The organism is Shewanella sp. 5_MG-2023, from assembly GCF_030547465.1.
Classification (GTDB): Bacteria; Pseudomonadota; Gammaproteobacteria; order Enterobacterales; family Shewanellaceae; genus Shewanella.
The window spans coordinates 14,368-33,785 of sequence record NZ_JAUORC010000010.1 but is presented as its reverse complement, the minus strand read 5'-3'; the positions used below and the strand labels follow the sequence as shown (position 1 = coordinate 33,785).

The window sequence follows — 19,418 nt, the reverse complement described above, 5'->3', positions numbered from 1 at the left end:
TCCAGTACAGACTCTTGTTTGTACTGGATTTTTTCATGGAACTTTCTGAAGCTTTAGCGCGTACCTCTATCAACCGACTTACCGAGTTCGACAGTCTTGGTGAACTTCTCTGCCCAGAGCTTATTCAACATAGTCTACAATCCAATGGTGTAGCCACGCTTCGTAAGCGAAAATTACCTATGGAATCTATGATTTGGGCTGTTATCGGCATGGCCTTATTTCGGGGTGAGTCCGTTAGGCAACTGATTAATAAATTGGATATTATCCTCCCAAATGAAGTCGATTATGTTGCTCGAAGCGCTGTCACTCAGGCAAGAAAAAAATTAGGAAGTGACGTTGTAGAAGATATTTTTAGACAGACTCAGCAGCAGTGGAACATGCAGGCTGAACACCCACAATGGTGCAGCCTTAATCTTTATGGGGTTGACGGTGTCGTCTGGAGAACCCCCGATACTCCTGAAAACGATAGTGCATTTTCTCGCACGAGTAATCAATCGAATAATGCTTCCTATCCCCAAGTTCGCATGGTGTGTCTAATGGAGTTAAGTAGCCATCTGTTAGTCGACTCCTCTTTTGCGAGTGTGGCTGAAAATGAAATGACATTAGCGGCTAATCTTATCAACAACACGCCGGATAACAGTTTAACCCTGTTCGACCGGGGCTTTTACTCGTTGGGGTTATTACATGACTGGTCACAAGCGGGAAGTAATAGGCACTGGTTAATGCCATTGAAAAAGAATACACAATATGAAGTGATACGTTCTTTAGGGCGACAGGACAAGCTTATTAGGCTAACAACCACGCCTCAATCGAGAAAGAAAAGGCCTGATTTACCTGAGTTTATGGAAGCCCGTTTACTGACTAAAATAGTGAAGGGAAAAACGCTGCAAATCATCACTTCACTCACAGAGCCAATGCGTTATCCATCAGGTGAAATTGTTGATTTATATGCACATCGATGGGAGATAGAGCTGGGGTACAGAGAGATGAAGCAGTACATGCTTGAAACTAGGTTTACACTCAGAAGTCAGCTTCCGGAATTAATTAGGCAGGAGTTGTGGGGAGTCCTTCTTGCGTATAACTTACTGAGATATAAGATGGTATTGATGGCGCACTCATTAAAAGGGGTCTTCCCTAACCAATTGAGTTTTAGAGAAGCGTCATCGCATATTATTTTTAAACTATCCCAGCTTCCTAGTATGTCTCCAGGCAATATCCCTAAGGTAATCTTTGATATAGAAAAGAATGCAAAACAGTTTGTTTTAGAAGCAAAAAGGGAGCGTAGTTACCCTAGAGTGCTGAAGTGTTCGAATGACCGATACCCCATAAAAAAGAAAGCCGTTCACGTTAAGTGAACGGCATTAAGCCAATAGGCTCACTTTTTTTGTTGGTCTTCATCGATAATGCAGTCATACCAGAAGCGATAACTGCATAAGCAAATAATTTAAGGTTTACTCAAATTCGGTGTAATTTCAACGGCTGGACTAGCCTTATCAACGCTAGCTTCTGCTTCTTCCTCTTCCTCAGTGTTTGGTTCAAGTAATTCATGAATGACATTATCAACAAAACCAGCACCCGCTGCTTCATAGAGGTTATAAACACTGTTAACCCCTTGCTCTTTTAACGATTCAGCATCTTCTGAATATTGTACGATAGCGCTGATTTTACCTTGGTAATCGAGCTTTTTAAGCTGCTCTACCGCAAACATATTACCAATATGATGTGGCATGGCTAATAACACTAATTCAAGCCCCGGCGCCCGCTCAAGCTTCTCCCAAAAATCGGTATCGCTAGCATCGCCTTGCACCACATTACGGCCTTCAGAGCGATGAAAATCCACCAGTTCTTGCTTGTGTTCAATCCCCAGTATTTCGCCTGAGTATTTAGCGCGCAGCTCATCGTAAGCACCTGAGCCAATCCGGCCCATCCCTAAAATCAAAAAGCGCGGATTACCCACAGGAATTTGTCTATCCTCAGGGTGTAGCGGGTGTTTTTCAAGGGTGATAAAGGTTTTATGGTAGCGCTGATAGAACTTGTTGACCGCCGCATTAAGGGGCGCAGCAATTAAGAAACTGATGCTCAAGGCTACTGCTAAAATGATTAACCACTCGGCAGGTAACCAGCCTTTTGATGCGGCTACCGCAGCAACAATCAAGCCAAACTCACTGTAGTTACCTAGATTGAATGAGGCAAATAGCGAGGTACGAGAACGCAACTTAAAGCGGGTCAATAATATAAAGAACAGCATGATTTTAAACGGCACTAATAGCACCAGTAACCCAGCTAGGCCCACATCGGCAATGGTTGGCAAACCATTTAAACCAATGGTTAAGAAAAACGCGACTAAAAACAGCTCTTTAAAGTAGTAAATTGATTTAGAAAGCTCGGACGCTTTAGCGTGGCCTGCCAGTAAAATACCAATAATCAATGCGCCTAGATCCGGCTTTAAGCCAACGGCTTCAAACAGCCAAGCGCCCATGACTAATGCCATAGTCAGGCCAAATAAAATCAACATTTCGCCGTGGCCAACGCGGTCGAATATTTTATAAATTAGTGGTTTAACTAGTGGTAACAGCAATAAACCTAAGGCGTAAATGGAGGGGAAATCACCCTTTGAAATGGTGAGGAATAGCACTGCGAAGATATCTTGCATAATCAAGATACCAATGGCGATACGGCCATACAAGGCTTGGCTATCACCGTTTTCATCCAGCACTTTGACGGCAAATACGGTACTTGAAAAACTTAAGGCAAAGCTCAGTAGTAACAGCTGATCAATATCTAAATCAACTAGCCTGTCTAGCCCTACTAATCCCAGCAATTTTAAGATGGGTAAAAAGAATAATATCGAGCCAATTAAGTGCAAACTGGAACTGGCCCACACCTCAGATTTGAGTAAACTTTTGACATCTAATTTAAGCCCAATAGCAAACAGCAGTAACATGACGCCGAGGTCAGCTAGTTCCTGCAGCAGTGGCAAGCTTTCATCTTGGATCCCAAAAATAAACAGTAAAAAACCTGCTGCAAGATAACCAATTAGTGGTGGTAAACCGACTCGACTAACAAGCATGCCACATAATAGCGTAACAATGAGAATTGCGGGTTCCATAAGGCCTTATTCGATTTGTTGAAACTAGGTTGTAGGTAAGTAGATTGTATAAGAAAAGAATCAACTTGGTATTAAAAAATAGCTCAGGATTAAAAAAATGGCCAATCTAATAAATAAATTGACCATTTTCAATATCTTAGTTGAGAATAAATTTATTTATTCAGCAATAAATCCAAGTGCTCAGCAAAGGGTTTAGGCCCCATAAAGCCGGTTACGCGTAAATCTTCACGCTGATTGCCATTTTCATCGAACATTAATAGGGTCGGTAAGCCTAATACGTTGAAGTGCTCAAGTAGTTCAATATCAATGGCATCACTTTTAGTGACATCGGCTTGCAGTAACACCATTTGATCTAAACGCTCTAATACTATTGGATTAGCAAAGGTAATCGCCTCAAACTCTTTACAGGCCACACACCAGTCAGCGTATAAATCTAGCATCACGGTTTTACCGCTAAGGCTGGCTTTATCTAACTCAACTTCTAAGTCTTCTAGTGACTTAATTTGAATGAATAACTCACCATGGCTAATTTGCTTGCTTTGGTTAGTCTCATTGCTGATTGATGGCGCCTGATGGCCCAATGCAGTCATTACCGCTTGGAAACCATAAGAGAAACTGGCGAGTAAAGTCAGCGTCAGTATGATGCCACGGGTGGTTTGCTTCCAGTTAAACTCTGATAGTTTGTTCTGGTGTATGAGGTAGCCCGTTAAGCAAATCCCCCAAATTGACCACAATACATCAGATACCAGTCCTGGCCAGATGCGGCCAATCATCACGATTGAGACAGAAATCAGCAAGAAGCCAAAAATGGTCTTAATGATATCCATCCATGCGCCGGCGCGCGGCAGTAATTTACCACCAGAAGTACCAATGATCAGTAATGGCACCCCCATACCCATGCTTAATACATACAGCGCCAAGAAGCCCTGTAGTAAGTCGCCACTTTGGGCCACATAAATCAGCGCACCAGACAGCGGCGCAGTGGTACAAGGCGACGCCACTAAACCTGAAATAACGCCCATAAAGAACACCCCAACAAGGTTGCCACCTTTTTGGTTATTCGACAGGGTATTCATCTTGTCTTGGAATTTGCCCGGCAGGCGTAATTCATACATACCAAACATAGATAAACTCAGCAGTACAAACATTACCGCTAAGAAAATCAAAATAGCAGGATGTTGCAATGCCGCTTGAAATTTCATGCCCGCAGAGGCAACCACTAAACCTAATAATGAATAGGTAATCGCCATACCTTGAACGTAGGCCATTGATAGTGTGAAGGCTTTAGCGGTAGATAACTTTTTCCCTTGCCCCACAATAATCCCTGACAAAATCGGGTACATAGGAAACACACAAGGGGTTAAGGCTAAACCAATACCTAAACCAAAGAAGATAACTAAGGTCCACATTAAGCTATCGTTGGCCAGCATTTGGCTTAAGCTGTCTTGTTGGGTGATAGGCGTTGTCGCATTGCTTGCGGTTGCTGGTTCAGCTTGAGCTGGCACATCACCAATAATGGCTTTTTTGCCCTTTACCTTGCCATCGTTAGCAGCAACAGCATCTAGCTTAACATCACGTTTGGTAGGCGGATAACACAGCTTGCCTTCAGCGCAACCCATAAAGGTCACTTGTACTAGGCTGCCTTGGGCGGCTTCTTTAAGGGCTAACGGCAGCTCAACAAAGGTGTAATACACTTCTTGTTCGCCAAAATATTCATCGTTATGAACCTTGCCTCGGGGTAGGTCTATATCGCCAATCACTGCGCCGTCGGCAGAAAACTGCAACTTGTCACGGTACATGTAATAACCATCGGCAATCACAAAGCTAATGGCTAATTGATTATCTTTTTGCTGATAATCAAATACAAAAGCCTCTTCAACAGGCATTAACTCTGGCTCGCCCTGAAGGAAGCTGAACTTATTACTGCTAAAAATGCCTTCACTGTGAGCTAATGGCGTTAGCAGGAGTAAAGAGGTAAAAATAAGCGCAAATATTTTTTTCATGATTGGGAAGTTTCTTCTATCCATTTTAAATAATTTGGCAAGCCTTGAGTAATAGGCATAGCGATTAATTCAGGTACTTCATAGGGATGCTGTTGGATCACTATTTGTTGAATTGCATCATAATTTTTAGCAATACATTTTATGTGTAAAGCGACTTCACTACTATGACAGACCTCATCATCCCACACATAAACTGACTCTATTTGTGGAATTAATTGCACACAAGCAGCCGCTTTAGTTTCCACTAGCGTTGATGCAATGCGTTTTGCACTGGCGTTATCAGGGCAAGTTGTTATAACTAATAAGTAAGTTGCTGGCATTGGAATGCTATCATCTATTGGTTGCCTTAAAGTTAGCTTAAGCTTAATAACATAAACTGCGGTTTATCTTTATTGTTGTTGCTAATGTTATGTTTATCGCGATTTCAATAGTGCAATACTGTACGTTTTTTCGTAAGCGCTTGCATTAGTCATTGATGATAATCGTGACACGTCTTGAATTAAGACCGGATAACCCCCATTTAGTTTTCATAGCCAGTGAAAAAATTGAGGCCCACATGTTATTTGTTTTATTGTTTGTATTTATTATCGTTCCGACCATTGAGTTGTCAGTATTAATTTCTGTGGGCGATGTGCTTGGCACCTGGAATACCATCGCATTAGTGTTTTTCACTGCGATTGTGGGAGTATCACTAGTGCGCAGCCAAGGCTTAAGCACCTTAATGTCAGTGCAATCTAAGCTTGAGCGCGGTGAAGCGCCGGGTAAAGAAATTGTCGAAGGCATGATGCTCGCCGCGGCAGGCTTACTGTTATTGTTTCCGGGCTTTGTGACTGACTTTATCGGTTTGTTATTGCTAACCCCAATTACTCGCTCACCGATTGCCAGCTATATCTTTAAACGTATGCAAATGCGCGTGGTTGCTGGTGGCGGTTTTCAGGGCGGCTTTGGTCCACAAGGTCAACCAGGCCAAAATCCATTTGGGCAAAATGGCCCATTTAACCAAGGCGGCAATACCTTTGACGGTGATTTTGAACGCAAATTTGATCCAAATGATTTAACCCCTGAAACCCATCAGGTAGAAATTAAAGATATCACCCCACAGGATGAGCCTCGCGCAGATAGTGAGCAAAAGGGCGAGCAAGATAAGCCCAAAAAAGACTAATTGTTAGCTTGGTGACTCAATGAAAAAACGCTAGCAAGGCTAGCGTTTTTTATGGCTCAAATAATTCAGCTGCTTGTTTACGGCATTAACTTAAGGTGCGAGAGTCGAATCCTTTGAAGGTTTGTCTAGCTGCTCAGCCATCCAATACGCGCTAACCGTACTCCCAACCCAGCAAATAAATAACACCCAAGTGGCCATCGATACTGAAGGGGGTAAATCAAGGGTCACGCTGTCGTGCACTGCGGCATAAAGACTGTTGAAGTCCAGCGCAATATTTCCCGCGACAATATCATCAGCCACCGCTTGAGCGCGCTGCATCAGCACGGTCATGATGGCGCATAAACTGATAAAACAAGCCAGAATAATGCCCCAACCTATGGCTTTTTTACCTATGTATAAGTGCCCTGTACCCGGGCACACAAAAGCTGACAATAGCGCGGCGTTGATTGATCTTTTCATTGTGTATTAACCCTTGTGCATCCCTGTTAATTTATGGTGTTAATTGACTCAGTGGCCGTTGACGCGGTAACGGACTCTGGCTCAGTGATCCGACTGGCCATCACATAGCAGGCAATGCCCATAATGGTATTGGTTATTGGCAGCGCAATTAATAAACCTTTTACCCCGCCAAAGTATAAGCCAATGGCCGCCAATGGCAGCATTAAAATAAACAGCCTGACTAAGTTAATCACTAACGACTGGATCGGTCTATGGTAGGCATTTAAACAAGTGGCGAAGATAATCACCACTGCTAATGGCCCATAGGCTGCGGGTAAGGCTTTAATATAAAAGCTCAACCAATCGATCACCACAGCATCATTACTGAATAACTGCGCAATAAAATCAGCACTCAAAAAGATAGGCAGATACAGTAAGGTTTGCAGCACAAGAGCAAACCGCAGTGACAGCATCATGGCATCTTTAGCCCGCTGATGTTGCCCCGCCCCCAAGTTTTGCCCCACAAACGGCATTAAACTGGAGTTAAGGGCCATGATCCCCAAAATAAATAAGGTTTCTAAGCGCACCCCTGCACCATAAGCCGCCACCGCAGCTTGATCGACTCTGGCAAGCATGGCCAAAATAATGCCGTTGGCAATAGGGTTAATCATATTCATTAAAGCCGCAGGGCGGGCAATATGCCCCAGCTTGCACCAGTTTTTGATAATCCGGTGCTTACTTAATTTGGTGAAGACCAAAATTTGTTTTTTGAATACCAAGATATACACAGCCACAGAGGCTGAAAATAACCAGGATATTGAAGTGGCAATGGCCGCGCCTTGAATACCCAGCTCAGGGAAAGGCCCAAGACCAAAAATAAGTAAAGGGTCGAGTATAAGGTTGATAATTGCTGCCACCGACATAATGATCGCAGGGGAGTAAGTATCACCGGTGGCGCGAATGCCCTGATTGCCCACCATCAATAACACCAATAATGGCGCCCCTAAAAACCACACCAGCATATAATCATGAATAAGTGGCAAACTTAACTCATTAGCGCCCAGTAGGGTGAATAGCGGGTCAATGGCCATAATCCCGATGCACACTAACGCGCTCACCAATAAAAATGTTAGCAACAAGGCATCAAACAAAAACGCTTTAGCTTGGGGTTGATTACCTGCGCCAATTAAGCGGGCGAGGTTAGTGGAAACCGCCGCGCCAATGCCAATGGCAATACTGGAAAAAATAATCGCCACCGGAAACGTAAAACTTACCGCAGCTAATGATTCAGTGCCCAAAAGACTGATGAAATATGTATCTATAAGGCTGCCACCATAAATGGTGAGAATACCGATAAGGTTGGGGAGGCTCATATTGAATAGCACACGACCTATTGGTGCGTTAAGCAACCCATGTTTATCTTTCATCTATCTCGACTTAAACACGAAAACGGGAGCCAAATTCTAGCAGCATTCAAGATGGTTTAAATATTAGCAGCCACAAATTTTACAATTAAATCGCAGTTTTTTTTAAAATACACTTGGAACTGCCAACATCGACCCCCATATATCATTCATCAAAGGGGTAATGCCCTTATCATTTTGTTAAAACCGCCTCGTTTTAGGGCACCAAATCATTAGGAGAGTCCGTAGATGAATATTCGTCCATTACATGACCGCGTAATCGTTAAACGTTTAGAAGTTGAATCAAAATCAGCTGGTGGCATTGTATTAACTGGTAGCGCTGCAGAAGTATCAACTCGTGGTGAAATCCTAGCAGTAGGCAATGGTCGCATTTTAGAAAACGGTGAAGTTAAAGCCCTTGACGTTAAAGTTGGCGACGTAGTGATTTTCAACGAAGGTTACGGCGTGAAAAAAGAAAAGATTGATGGTGAAGAAGTCCTTATCTTATCTGAGTCAGACCTAATGGCTGTTGTAGGTTAATTTTAAACATTAACCCTTTGCAATCATCAACAAATTTGAAGGAACATAACAATGTCAGCAAAAGAAGTATTATTTGGTAGTGACGGTCGCGTTAAAATGCTTAACGGCGTCAACATTCTTGCTAACGCAGTAAAAGTAACATTAGGCCCAAAAGGTCGTAACGTCGTTTTAGACAAAAGCTTTGGCTCACCGCTAATCACTAAAGATGGTGTATCGGTAGCGAAAGAAATCGAACTAGAAGACAAGTTCGAAAACATGGGCGCACAAATGGTGAAAGAAGTTGCTTCTAAAGCCAATGATGCTGCTGGTGACGGTACAACTACTGCAACCGTATTAGCACAATCAATTGTGGTTGAAGGCCTTAAAGCAGTCGCTGCTGGCATGAACCCAATGGATCTTAAGCGTGGTATCGACAAAGCAGTTATTGCAGCCGTTGCTGAGCTTAAAGCACTTTCGCAAGAATGTGCAGATTCTAAAGCCATTGCTCAAGTAGGTACTATCTCTGCTAACTCTGATGAATCAATCGGTGAAATCATTGCAACAGCAATGGAAAAAGTAGGCAAAGAAGGCGTTATTACCGTTGAAGAAGGCCAAGCCCTTGAAAACGAATTAGACGTTGTAGAAGGTATGCAGTTTGACCGCGGTTACCTTTCTCCTTACTTCATCAACAAAGCTGAAACAGGCAGCGTTGAGTTAGATTCTCCTTTCATCTTATTAGTTGATAAGAAAATCTCTAACATCCGTGAATTATTACCAATCCTTGAAGGTCTAGCTAAAACAGGTAAGCCACTGCTTATTGTTGCAGAAGACGTTGAAGGCGAAGCATTAGCAACATTAGTTGTCAACAACATGCGCGGTATCGTTAAAGTAGCTGCTGTTAAAGCACCTGGCTTTGGTGACCGTCGTAAAGCAATGCTACAAGATATCGCTATCCTAACTGGCGGTACTGTTATCGCTGAAGAAATCGGTCTAGAACTTGAAAAAGCAGCCCTAGAAGACTTAGGTACAGCAAAACGTGTTGTTATCACTAAAGACAGCACCACCATCATCGATGGTAACGGCGAGCAAGCGCAAATCTCTGGCCGTGTTTCGCAAATCAAACAACAAGTTGAAGAGTCAACATCTGACTACGACAAAGAAAAACTTCAAGAGCGTATGGCAAAACTTGCTGGCGGTGTTGCAGTAATCAAAGTTGGCGCAGCAACAGAAGTTGAAATGAAAGAGAAAAAAGCCCGTGTTGAAGATGCATTACATGCAACACGTGCAGCCGTTGAAGAAGGTGTGGTTCCTGGCGGTGGGGTTGCACTAGTACGTGTAGCGTCTAAGATTTCTGAAGTTGAAGTGATCAACGAAGACCAAAAGCACGGCGTAATCATCGCACTACGTGCAATGGAAGCACCACTTCGTCAAATCGCAACCAACGCAGGTGAAGAAGCCTCAGTTGTGGCGAACACAGTTAAAAACGGCAGCGGCAACTACGGTTACAACGCTGGCAACGACACTTACGGTGACATGTTAGAAATGGGTATTCTTGACCCAACTAAAGTAACCCGTAGTGCATTACAGTTTGCAGCATCAATTGCCGGTCTAATGATCACCACCGAAGCAATGGTAGCTGAAATTCCACAAGAAGCTGCAGCGCCAGATATGGGCGGTATGGGCGGTGGTATGGGTGGAATGGGCGGCATGATGTAATCTAGCTTGTCTAAATTGGTGATAACTGCGTTGCTTCACCACTCGTTTAGCGTACTAAACGTCGTGGTAAAGCGCCTTGTTCTAACCTATTTATACAGCGCTATATGCACTGCTGATCTGAAGCCTAAAAGCTAAAGCCAAACTTCTTGTAAAAGAATTGAAAGCCCCGATACCTAACGGTATCGGGGCTTTTTAGTGGCTTTAAATTTTGTTATAAAATACTTATTTTTTGCAGGCGACTACACGCATCCACAGTTAATGGCTTTGAGTAAAAGCCGTGAGAGTTATACCAAGGTTTATGGCATACTGGTTTGCATGCTATGGATCATTCTAATTATTGTCATTGCGGGCTGCGTATTCTTGCCTGGCTTGTGGGTCAAGCACATCATGAGCAAGTACCAACAGCCCACTGATCGCTACCGTCATCAAGGTAGCGGTGGTGAACTTGCTCGCCATATTCTAGATCGTTTTGGCCTGAATGACGTTAAGGTTGAAGAGACGCCTGACGGCGATCATTATGATCCCGACGCTAAGACTGTTCGCCTTACGCCGGATAACTATTCTGGTCACTCCCTGACTGCTGTGACGGTAGCTGCCCACGAGGTAGGGCATGCGCTACAGGATTCTCGCGGCGAGTCTTTGTTTTTGATGCGACAGAAGCTCGCTAGAACCGCTATGGTCGGTGAGCGTATTGCCGGCATGATGATGTTCGCGGCGCCAGTGGTCTTTATGCTCACTCGTATACCGCAGGCTGGCGCGTTGACCATATTAATTGGCGTGCTGTCGATGGGGTTGAGCACTGTTGTGCATCTGGTGACCTTGCCGGTGGAGTTTGACGCCAGTTATGGCAAGGCGCTGCCCATACTCAAAGAGGGCAAGTATCTGCATGACGGTGACCTAAAGCATGCGGAGAAGATTCTCAAAGCGGCGGCGCTGACCTACGTTGCTGGCTCGCTAGCAAGCTTGCTCAATCTTGGCCGCTGGATAGCGGTGCTGCGTCGCTAATAGAATAAGTGGGGATTCGTCAGGGTCAGAGTAAATTTTTTTCAAATTCATTCCTTGCTTCATAGCCTAAACTCAATCGCTAATTTAGCGATTAGATACAAAAAATTGCTGAAATATGGCTTAATAATCAATAACGCAACTGCTGGTTGACAGAATAACAAGCTGGCTTGCTAGTGAGCAACTGCCTGATTTCTTATGCTTGCTGCTCAATTATTGATTAAAAGGACTCACTAATGATACTTGCAGATAAGATTATTAGATTAAGGAAGAAACTGGGCTGGTCGCAGGAAGAGTTGGCGGAGAAAATGAATGTTTCTCGTCAGTCTGTTTCTAAATGGGAAGGGGCAAATAGCATTCCTGATTTAAATAAAATCATTATGCTTTCACAGATTTTTGATGTGTCTACAGACTTCTTACTAAAGGACGAGAACGAGGAATTTGAAGTTGCTACTGAAGCCAAAGAACTAGGCATTAACCATATTACCCTAGAGCAAGCGACTGAGTATGTTGAGCATAAAATCGCAATGACGAATCTTGTTTCTAAAGGCGTGGTTTTGTGTGTGTGTTCTGCAATGCCGTTGTTTTTCTTTATGGCTATGGCGGAAACGAATCGATTTAACATGACGGGTGATATAGCAGCGGCATTGGGTATTGTGAGTGTGTTGATTTTGGTGTCAGTTGGAGTGAGCTTTTTTATCAAGACAAACCAATATCAAGATGAAATAGCGGCGATAGAAGATGAACCATTTGAACTCGCTTATGGTGTTCACAGCGTGTTTCATGAAAAGCGTAAACAGTTTAGGCCAGCTTATAATTTGCGCTTATCTGTAGGTATTTTCTGTTTTATTGTTAGCTTTGTTCCGCTGCTGTGCGTGAGTATTTTTTCTTTTGAGCAAGACATTGTTTTATTAATGATAGATGTACTGCTTTTTATTATTGCGGTTGGTCTATTCATTATTTTACCGGTTTCTGCAAAATATGATGCCTATAGCAATGTATTGAAAGAAACAGTGAAAGAGACAGAAACAACTAGACGTACTAAACGAGCCGAGAAGTTGGCTGGATTTTATTGGCCCTTGCTCATTGCTATCTATCTTGGCTGGAGCTTTTGGACAATGGCTTGGGGCATCACTTGGATTATTTGGCCTGTTGGTGCCGTGCTGTTTGCCGCACTCGTTGGCTTGATGGAATTACTTCACAAAGACACGCCTTAATTAATACGTGGGAAATAAGACGTGTGAAATCAGGGTGCGAAGTTAATGCGCCCAAAGAAACTCGGAGTAAATCGCCAAGCGATTTTTTTGCGAACAAAGAGTGCTTAGATTGCTAGGCGGTAATTCACTCGCCGCGCTTAATCGGTTTTATCTCGAACAAAACTCAACCCGCAATGAACAACACGCCCTAGTTAACACTTCCGGTTTTTTATTCTGTTAGTTGAGGTTTTATTGATTTAATCATCCATTGCTTATATTGGTTTTGCAGTAAAGTGCGCGCAATTATGGCTTGGGAGGATTTATGGTAACAATTGAGTTAGTGGTGGTATTAGCTGCCATCTTTATCGGCGCACGAATAGGCGGCATTGGTATTGGCTTTGCTGGTGGTTTTGGTGTGTTGGTATTAACTCTTGGGTTAGGTATGACACCTGGCACTATTCCTATTGATGTGATTTTGATTATTATGTCGGTCATCGCAGCTATTGCGGCGATGCAAGTTGCAGGTGGTTTGCAATATTTGGTGAATATCGCTGAGCGTGTTTTACGTAAAAATCCTAAGCAGGTTACTTTTTTAGCTCCGATTGTCACTTACACCATGACACTGTTTGCAGGTACGGGCCACACCGCGTTTTCGACCTTGCCTGTCATCGCTGAGGTGGCGAAAGAGCAGGGCATTCGTCCTTCACGGCCATTAAGTATTGCAGTTGTTGCCTCTCAAATTGCGATTACGGCTTCACCTATTTCAGCTGCGGTTGTGCTAATGAGCGGCATGCTTGAAAGCAAAGGCGTGGGCTATATCAGCTTATTGATGATTTGTATTCCCGCTACTTTTATTGCTTGTATGGTCGGCGCTTTTGTTGCCCAATTTATGGGTAAAGAGTTGAAAGATGACCCCGTTTATCAAGACCGTTTAGCTCATGGCTTAGTGAGCAAACGCGAGGTGAACAGCACTGAGTTACCAGCAGGGGCTAAGCGTTCGGTGATGGTTTTTCTGGTAGCAATTGTGGCAGTGGTGTTTTACGCCACCGCGATTAGTGATGCTGTAGGTCTTATTGATAATCCGACATTGCCGCGAAATGAAGCGATTATGGTGTTTATGCTAACGGCAGCCACGGCGATTACGCTGTTTTGTAAAGTGGATACAGCTGAGGTGCTTAATGCGGCGACCTTTAAATCGGGCATGAGTGCGTGTATTTGTGTATTAGGTGTTGCGTGGCTAGGTGACACCTTTGTTGCTGGGCATTTAGAAGAGATTAAAGCGCTATCGGGTGGCTTGCTAGAAGAGCATTCGTGGATGTTGGCGATCATTTTGTTTTTAGCCAGCATGTTGTTGTACTCGCAAGCCGCAACCACAGCGGCGTTAATGCCATCGGCATTTATGCTAGGGGTTAGCCCTGAGGCTGCTATTGCTTCTTTTGCTGCGGTGAGTGCCTTATTTGTATTGCCAACGTATCCAACCTTGTTGGCGGCTGTTGAAATGGATGACACAGGTTCTACCCGTATTGGCCAGTGGGTATTTAACCATCCTTTTGTGGTACCCGGTGTGGTGACGATTGTTAGCTCGGTGATGATTGGATTTGTATTAGCTGAGATTATTTTGTAGGTGTATTTATTGTCTGCTTAAGGCGTTTCTTTGGATCAATAATGCAGCATGCTTTCAGGTGTCAGCTTTAATGCCGACAAACTGCAAGCCGAAAAAAGCCCCGATGCTTAACCGTATCGAGGCTTTTTTTTATTTGGATTTGCAACTTAAGGTCAGCAGCTACTTTGTGCGACTAATTTTATCCAAGTAGCCCATGGCAAAGGCCGATAATACAAAGGTAATGTGGATCAGTAAGTACCACATGATTTTGTCGTTATCGATATTTTCGGCATTCATAAAAACTTTAAGTAAATGAATTGACGATATGGCCACAATTGATGCGGCTACCTTGTTTTTAAGTGAGCCTGAATCCATTTTTCCAAGCCAGCTTAGTTTGTCACTGTTTTCGCCCACATCGAGTTGGGAAACGAAGTTTTCATAGCCTGAAAACATCACCATCACCAGAAGACCGCCCACTAAAGTGATATCGATTAGCGATAGTGTAATCAAGATCAGGTCAACTTCTTTCATCTCAAAAATCATCGGTAGGATGTGAAAAATCTCTTGAAAGAACTTAATACCTAACGCAAATAGGACCAGGCTTAAACCTAAATAAATCGGTGCCATGATCCAGCGTGATGCATACATTAATTTTTCAAACACTTTTTCCATATATAGTTAACCTTTCAGATAAAAAACGCTGCAATCAATCAAGTTGATGATTGTTAAATCAAAACAGAGTGCACTTTAACTGTGCTTACCTATACTAGCAAGCGAGATCATCTCCCCACTTACCCAACTTGTACATTATCAAACAGGCTTAATCATGTTTAAGGCTGACTTTTCGGCGCCGCAGTGACACTTGCGGTCAATTAATAGACACTCCTGCATTCGGTTGCTACTTTTTATTAACGGTACACAGCGATTAATAAAGAGTTGTCTATGTTACGTCGTAATTTTTTAAGTCGAATGGGTTTAGCCTTAGCTGGAAGTGTCATTGGGACAAGCATAGGCAATGCAGCTGATGCCGCTGCTGAGGGCAATAAAGCAGCGTTAATGCCTGATAATATCAATGCTGGAGATTGGACTGCGCTGCGACAGCTTTTCCCCTTAACTGACGATTACATTCACCTTTCTACCTTTTTGTTGGCTTCTCACCCTAAACCTGTGGCAGATGAAATTGAGCGACACCGCAAAGGCTTAGATGCCAATCCTTCAGATTATTGGCATAAACACTTTGAAACCATTGATGGAAAAATATCCGCTGCGGCAGCAAGCTATATGGGTGGTGAAGCCGAACAAATTGCCCTCACTGACAGTACAACGATGGGGTTATCTTTGGTATACAGCGGGCTTAAATTACGCCCTAATGATGAAGTAGTGCAAACCGTACACGATCATTACTCTACCGATCTGTCTTTAAAACTGCGTGCAGAAAGAACAGGGGCTAACGTGCGCCGTATTACGTTATATGACACCCCTGCCACAGTGACAAGCTTGCAAGTTATCGATAACTTGGCAAAGGCCATTAATCAAAAGACTAAGGTGGTGGCTGTGACTTGGGTTCACTCTTCCACTGGGGTTAAATTACCTATCCGCGCTATGGCAGATGTGATTGCCAAAGCCAACAGCTCACGTTCTGAAGCTGATAAAATCCTATTTTGTGTCGATGGCGTACATGGCTTTGGCATCGAGGATGTTGATGTGAGTACATTAGGCTGTGATTTTTTTATTGCTGGCACTCATAAGTGGATCTTTGGCCCACGTGGCACTGGCATTATATGGGGCTCAAAGCGCGGCTGGAATAACTGCAGCGCAGTGATCCCAAGTTTCAGCCTATCCTACGATGTGTGGCTAGGTAATAGCACCCAAGCGCAAGTACCAATGGGTGAACATATGTCACCAGGAGGCTTTCACTCCTTTGAACATCGCTGGGCATTGCCTGCAGCGTTTGAGCTACATATGCGTTTGGGTAAAGCCAATGTGCAACAGCGTATTCATCAGCTCAATACCCAAACCAAGCAAGGCTTGGCAAAAATGTCACATGTCACCTTGTATACGCCAATGGCCACTGAACTATCATCGGGGCTGGTGTGTTTTGATGTCGATGGTTTGTCACCGCAACAGGTGGTAGAGCATATGCACACTAAGGGGATTATTATGAGCTCGACGCCTTATCGTGACTCATTCGCGCGTTTTGCGCCGAGCTTAATTAATAACGAAGCCGAGATTGATAAAGCACTCTCTGAGATACAAGCGTTGGCATAAGGTTTTGCTTTTAAAAAGTGTCATAAGTGCAAGTCAGTGTAATAACGGGGGGCCAGAATCCACGGTTGCTAGCGAGCCATAACATATAGGCTCCAGCAGCTACTACATGAACAAGGGAGTGAACATGAGCAGGGTTTATGTGATGCTGCGCTTGCTATGGTGGTGTTATAAGTCATCTTGAGTGACAGCTTAAATGTTCTCATCTACACTGCAGGCTAAGGTTAGCGAGTTGTCTGAGAGCATTTTGTGCTTACAAGGCAGCGAATAAAATGAAGCATTATTTTAAAGAGCGAGTAGTAAACACAATGATTAAATTTAAGCTTATGTTTAGTGTGTTACTCCTTGCTATGGCAACAGGCTGTTCATCACGAGTGCCCATCGATGCTTCTAAAACAACACAATATTCAACATCTCATGTGCTAGCAGGGCAAGCTTCTTGGTATGGCAGTAAATTTCACGGCAGACTGACGGCAAGTGGTGAAAAATACAATATGAGAGCCTATACTGCAGCCCATAAAACCTTGCCATTTGGCACTATAGTGAGGGTGACCAATACCGGCAATAATAAAAGCATCGATGTAAAAATTAACGATCGCGGCCCATTTGTTAAAGGCCGAGTGAGCGATCTTTCTCAAAAAGCGTTTCAACAAATAGCCAGTGTTGATCAAGGGATTGTAGCGATCAAAATTGACATTCTGGACGACAGCAATACCTTTAGATACAAACATTAATCTTGCCATCGCGAGCCACTATTTGACTCTGTTTAACTAGGCTCAACATCTTAGTTAATCTCTCTGTTCTTTATGACCTATCTCGCGTCATTTGTTTAAAGCTCTTCTCTTTAGCATTCAACATTTAGCATTTAGCATTTAGCATAGCCTATCAAAATAGGTTTTTTAGCTGACTAAATCGAGATTGCTGAGTCCGCGCTTATGCGCTTATGCCACCCAATATGTTGGGCATCGGCAAACTGTGTAATAACTTCTTCTTATAAATCGCCCTAAAAACGATCAAACGCATGAAATAACAGTAAAAAGCCTGATAGGCGAACGCCTTGTGCATTTAGTTTTCTTACAGTATTTACATAATTGTCGATAGTTCTTTTCATCTTCATAAAATTAGAGTTATTATTCTAATTTGTATGGGATGTAACCGCGTTACTGATTAATCAGCTTAAAAATACACTAGATCTTGGCTGCGAATAGCTATGTTTAGTTAGCGCTGCGGTATCTGTCTGCAATTGCTGATGCATTTAACTCGGTATAAAAATTTTTAACGGTATTAATTGATAAAAGCGCAAACGCCAGCAGGGTGTTTGTAGATGTACTTCAACATAAAAATGGATATGTATGAAAAAAATAATAATTAGGATCTTAGTGATCGTACTGGTTGTACTTTCTCCCATTCTGTATCTCGCAGGCACATTTGTTTTTACAGGCCCGATGCCAGATGATGAATTTCAGCAACAACTACCTACGATAGTAAAAAACCTTGAAGTAAAAATGGATGGTGAGGGTGAAGAGACCATAGTCATGATCCACGGTTATCCTGATAGTTTAGAGCTGTGGGACAAGCAAGTTGAATATTTAAAGCAAGACTATCGGATTGCTCGATTTACTTTGCCGGGGTTCGAGCTAGAAGATAATGGCCAAAGACCCGATTACAATATTCAGCAAATTCGCATGATTATGGATGCCTTTATCGAAAGTTTAGATAGAGATAAAGTGACTGTACTCGCTCATGACTGGGGCGCGTCTTATGCTTCACATTATCTTGCGCAAAATGACTTGGTCGACAGACTTATTCTTTTAGACATTGGCAGCTATGGTAACGAAAAATCACCAAGCATTAATGTTAAATACACCTTTGCCCTTGCGCTTGCTTGGGTTTTACCTGAATTTCTCGGTGAAAAATTAACGCTTTTTACTGCGGAAAACATATTAAAACTTGAACAGAATGTAGACGCGAATAAAAAAGTGGCTAATTTACGTTCTGATGCGCGTATGACTTACCCATACTGGCATTTATGGAACGCTATTTTATCAAAAGATTTACCCCAACGTGTTGCGGTGGAAGATTTTGGCACGCCTTTTCTTTTCATCTATGGCAAAGATAAGAATGTGTGGTTCCATGGTAAAGAGTGGTTGCAACAGGTTGTCGATTTGAATAAGGGTCAGGTTGAAGTGGTACCGGGCGGTCACTGGTTTATGGAGTCTTCTGCTGACTTAGTGAATCAAACTGTCGATGATTGGATACGTGCTAATTAAAAATAATAGTAATTGGTTAGCTATCACTAAGCCGATAGCGCCAGTAACTTAGTCACTGTGTTAAGAAAGGGGATACTTGTTGAGAGTATCCCCTTTTTTAGCATTTAGCCTGCGTCGATGCTGATACTTAGGTGGATTTAAATTTTGTTAAAACGTGCAGCTGGGATCTTGCGGCTTTATATCAGCGTTTTAGTTAACCTTGTGACCGCGCTTTAAAAGCGTAATTTCGTTTTAAGATAAAACTCAGTTAAGTTGATTACAATGTGAGACGATAAAATTATTGTCATGAATTGAACACTTAAAGAGGGTTTTATTATCAAAGATAATCACAGTTCAAACTCGTCTAGCCGTAAGCCTTGGGTGACTCTCGGCGTTATTGTATCCATAGTGATATTGTTTGCGGTGGTGTTTAATGTCATGCCCAAAGGGTTTAAAACCACCCATGAACAAATTGGCACAGGTAAGCCTGCATTTGTATTTGTTTATGATCCCAACCTTGCGGTGAGCAATAGCCAAACTGAACAAATGAATGAGGCTCGCGATCAGATTAGTGAGCAAGCGTTTTTTTTGATCGCCAGAATAGGCACCCCAGAGGGTGATCAATTGATTGCCAAATACCGTGCTAGCCCTGCTGAAGTGCTATTATTTGATCCCGCTGGTAACTTGGTTAAACGACAGTATGCATTGAGAACGGCTGCAGAGTTAATGCAGTGGGTTAACTAAATCAACTAG

General features: G+C 43.0%; 17 protein-coding genes. 11 read left to right on the top strand and 6 right to left on the bottom strand.

What is annotated here, in order from left to right; translation table 11 throughout:
* Nucleotides 1-35 precede the first annotated feature (35 nt).
* The gene (locus Q4557_RS07445; protein ID WP_303411828.1) at nt 36-1,355 is read left to right on the top strand and encodes an IS4 family transposase; all 1,320 of its coding nucleotides are present in this window, start codon (nt 36-38) and stop codon (nt 1,353-1,355) included.
* Nucleotides 1,356-1,444: 89 nt separating this feature from the next.
* Here Q4557_RS07445 and Q4557_RS07440 read toward each other — a convergent pair whose 3' ends face one another.
* From Q4557_RS07440 to cutA, 3 genes are all read right to left on the bottom strand, one after another.
* On the bottom strand, nt 1,445-3,109 hold the full coding sequence (locus tag Q4557_RS07440) for a cation:proton antiporter family protein (RefSeq protein WP_303411826.1): 1,665 nt from the start codon (nt 3,107-3,109) through the stop codon (nt 1,445-1,447).
* Nucleotides 3,110-3,261: 152 nt separating this feature from the next.
* The gene (locus tag Q4557_RS07435) at nt 3,262-5,112 is read right to left on the bottom strand and encodes a protein-disulfide reductase DsbD (protein ID WP_102439569.1); all 1,851 of its coding nucleotides are present in this window, start codon (nt 5,110-5,112) and stop codon (nt 3,262-3,264) included.
* Entirely contained in the window at nt 5,109-5,432 is a 324-nt protein-coding gene (cutA, locus tag Q4557_RS07430; RefSeq protein ID WP_102439568.1) for a divalent-cation tolerance protein CutA, read from the bottom strand. Before cutA ends, Q4557_RS07435 begins: the two co-directional genes overlap by 4 nt.
* Nucleotides 5,433-5,668: 236 nt before the next feature.
* Here cutA and Q4557_RS07425 point away from each other — a divergent pair, with 236 nt between their 5' ends.
* Entirely contained in the window at nt 5,669-6,274 is a 606-nt protein-coding gene (locus tag Q4557_RS07425) for an FxsA family protein (protein ID WP_303411823.1), read from the top strand.
* A 90-nt stretch (nt 6,275-6,364) separates the two neighbouring features.
* Here the strand turns inward: Q4557_RS07425 and Q4557_RS07420 are convergent, their stop codons facing one another.
* On the bottom strand, nt 6,365-6,733 hold the full coding sequence (locus Q4557_RS07420) for a hypothetical protein (protein ID WP_102475479.1): 369 nt from the start codon (nt 6,731-6,733) through the stop codon (nt 6,365-6,367).
* 26 nt (nt 6,734-6,759) lie between these two features.
* Complete coding sequence (locus tag Q4557_RS07415) at nt 6,760-8,139, bottom strand: MATE family efflux transporter (protein ID WP_303411820.1); 1,380 nt, start codon at nt 8,137-8,139, stop codon at nt 6,760-6,762.
* Between the two features lie 225 nt (nt 8,140-8,364).
* Here Q4557_RS07415 and Q4557_RS07410 point away from each other — a divergent pair, with 225 nt between their 5' ends.
* The 5 genes from Q4557_RS07410 (at nt 8,365) to Q4557_RS07390 (ending at nt 14,172) form a co-directional block, all read left to right on the top strand.
* Nucleotides 8,365-8,655, top strand: coding sequence for a co-chaperone GroES (locus Q4557_RS07410; protein ID WP_076538652.1), 291 nt, complete (start codon nt 8,365-8,367; stop codon nt 8,653-8,655).
* A gap of 51 nt (nt 8,656-8,706) precedes the next feature.
* Nucleotides 8,707-10,350, top strand: a complete 1,644-nt coding sequence (gene groL / locus Q4557_RS07405; protein ID WP_102439565.1) for a chaperonin GroEL — start codon at nt 8,707-8,709, stop codon at nt 10,348-10,350.
* A gap of 195 nt (nt 10,351-10,545) precedes the next feature.
* Nucleotides 10,546-11,355 carry a zinc metallopeptidase gene (locus tag Q4557_RS07400; protein WP_303411816.1) on the top strand — a complete coding sequence of 270 codons (810 nt, stop codon included), beginning with the start codon at nt 10,546-10,548 and terminating at the stop codon, nt 11,353-11,355.
* Between the two features lie 233 nt (nt 11,356-11,588).
* Nucleotides 11,589-12,569, top strand: a complete 981-nt coding sequence (locus tag Q4557_RS07395) for a helix-turn-helix domain-containing protein (protein WP_303411814.1) — start codon at nt 11,589-11,591, stop codon at nt 12,567-12,569.
* A gap of 301 nt (nt 12,570-12,870) precedes the next feature.
* Complete coding sequence (locus tag Q4557_RS07390) at nt 12,871-14,172, top strand: anaerobic C4-dicarboxylate transporter (RefSeq protein WP_303411812.1); 1,302 nt, start codon at nt 12,871-12,873, stop codon at nt 14,170-14,172.
* A 159-nt stretch (nt 14,173-14,331) separates the two neighbouring features.
* Here the strand turns inward: Q4557_RS07390 and Q4557_RS07385 are convergent, their stop codons facing one another.
* A complete protein-coding gene (locus Q4557_RS07385) occupies nt 14,332-14,823 on the bottom strand; it encodes a TIGR00645 family protein (protein ID WP_102439310.1) in 492 nt (163 codons plus the stop codon).
* A 270-nt stretch (nt 14,824-15,093) separates the two neighbouring features.
* On the opposite strand from Q4557_RS07385, the gene Q4557_RS07380 reads away from it, so the two are divergent.
* The 4 genes from Q4557_RS07380 to Q4557_RS07365 all read left to right on the top strand — a co-directional run bounded on the left by Q4557_RS07380 (nt 15,094) and on the right by Q4557_RS07365 (nt 19,409).
* Nucleotides 15,094-16,419 (top strand): aminotransferase class V-fold PLP-dependent enzyme, encoded by a 1,326-nt coding sequence (locus tag Q4557_RS07380; RefSeq protein ID WP_303411809.1) that lies wholly within the window; start codon nt 15,094-15,096, stop codon nt 16,417-16,419.
* Nucleotides 16,420-16,688: 269 nt separating this feature from the next.
* The gene (locus Q4557_RS07375) at nt 16,689-17,150 is read left to right on the top strand and encodes a septal ring lytic transglycosylase RlpA family protein (protein ID WP_303411807.1); all 462 of its coding nucleotides are present in this window, start codon (nt 16,689-16,691) and stop codon (nt 17,148-17,150) included.
* A 618-nt stretch (nt 17,151-17,768) separates the two neighbouring features.
* The gene (locus Q4557_RS07370) at nt 17,769-18,686 is read left to right on the top strand and encodes an alpha/beta fold hydrolase (RefSeq protein ID WP_102439312.1); all 918 of its coding nucleotides are present in this window, start codon (nt 17,769-17,771) and stop codon (nt 18,684-18,686) included.
* Nucleotides 18,687-19,046: 360 nt separating this feature from the next.
* Complete coding sequence (locus tag Q4557_RS07365; RefSeq protein WP_303411797.1) at nt 19,047-19,409, top strand: hypothetical protein; 363 nt, start codon at nt 19,047-19,049, stop codon at nt 19,407-19,409.
* The last annotated feature ends 9 nt before the right edge of the window (nt 19,410-19,418 follow it).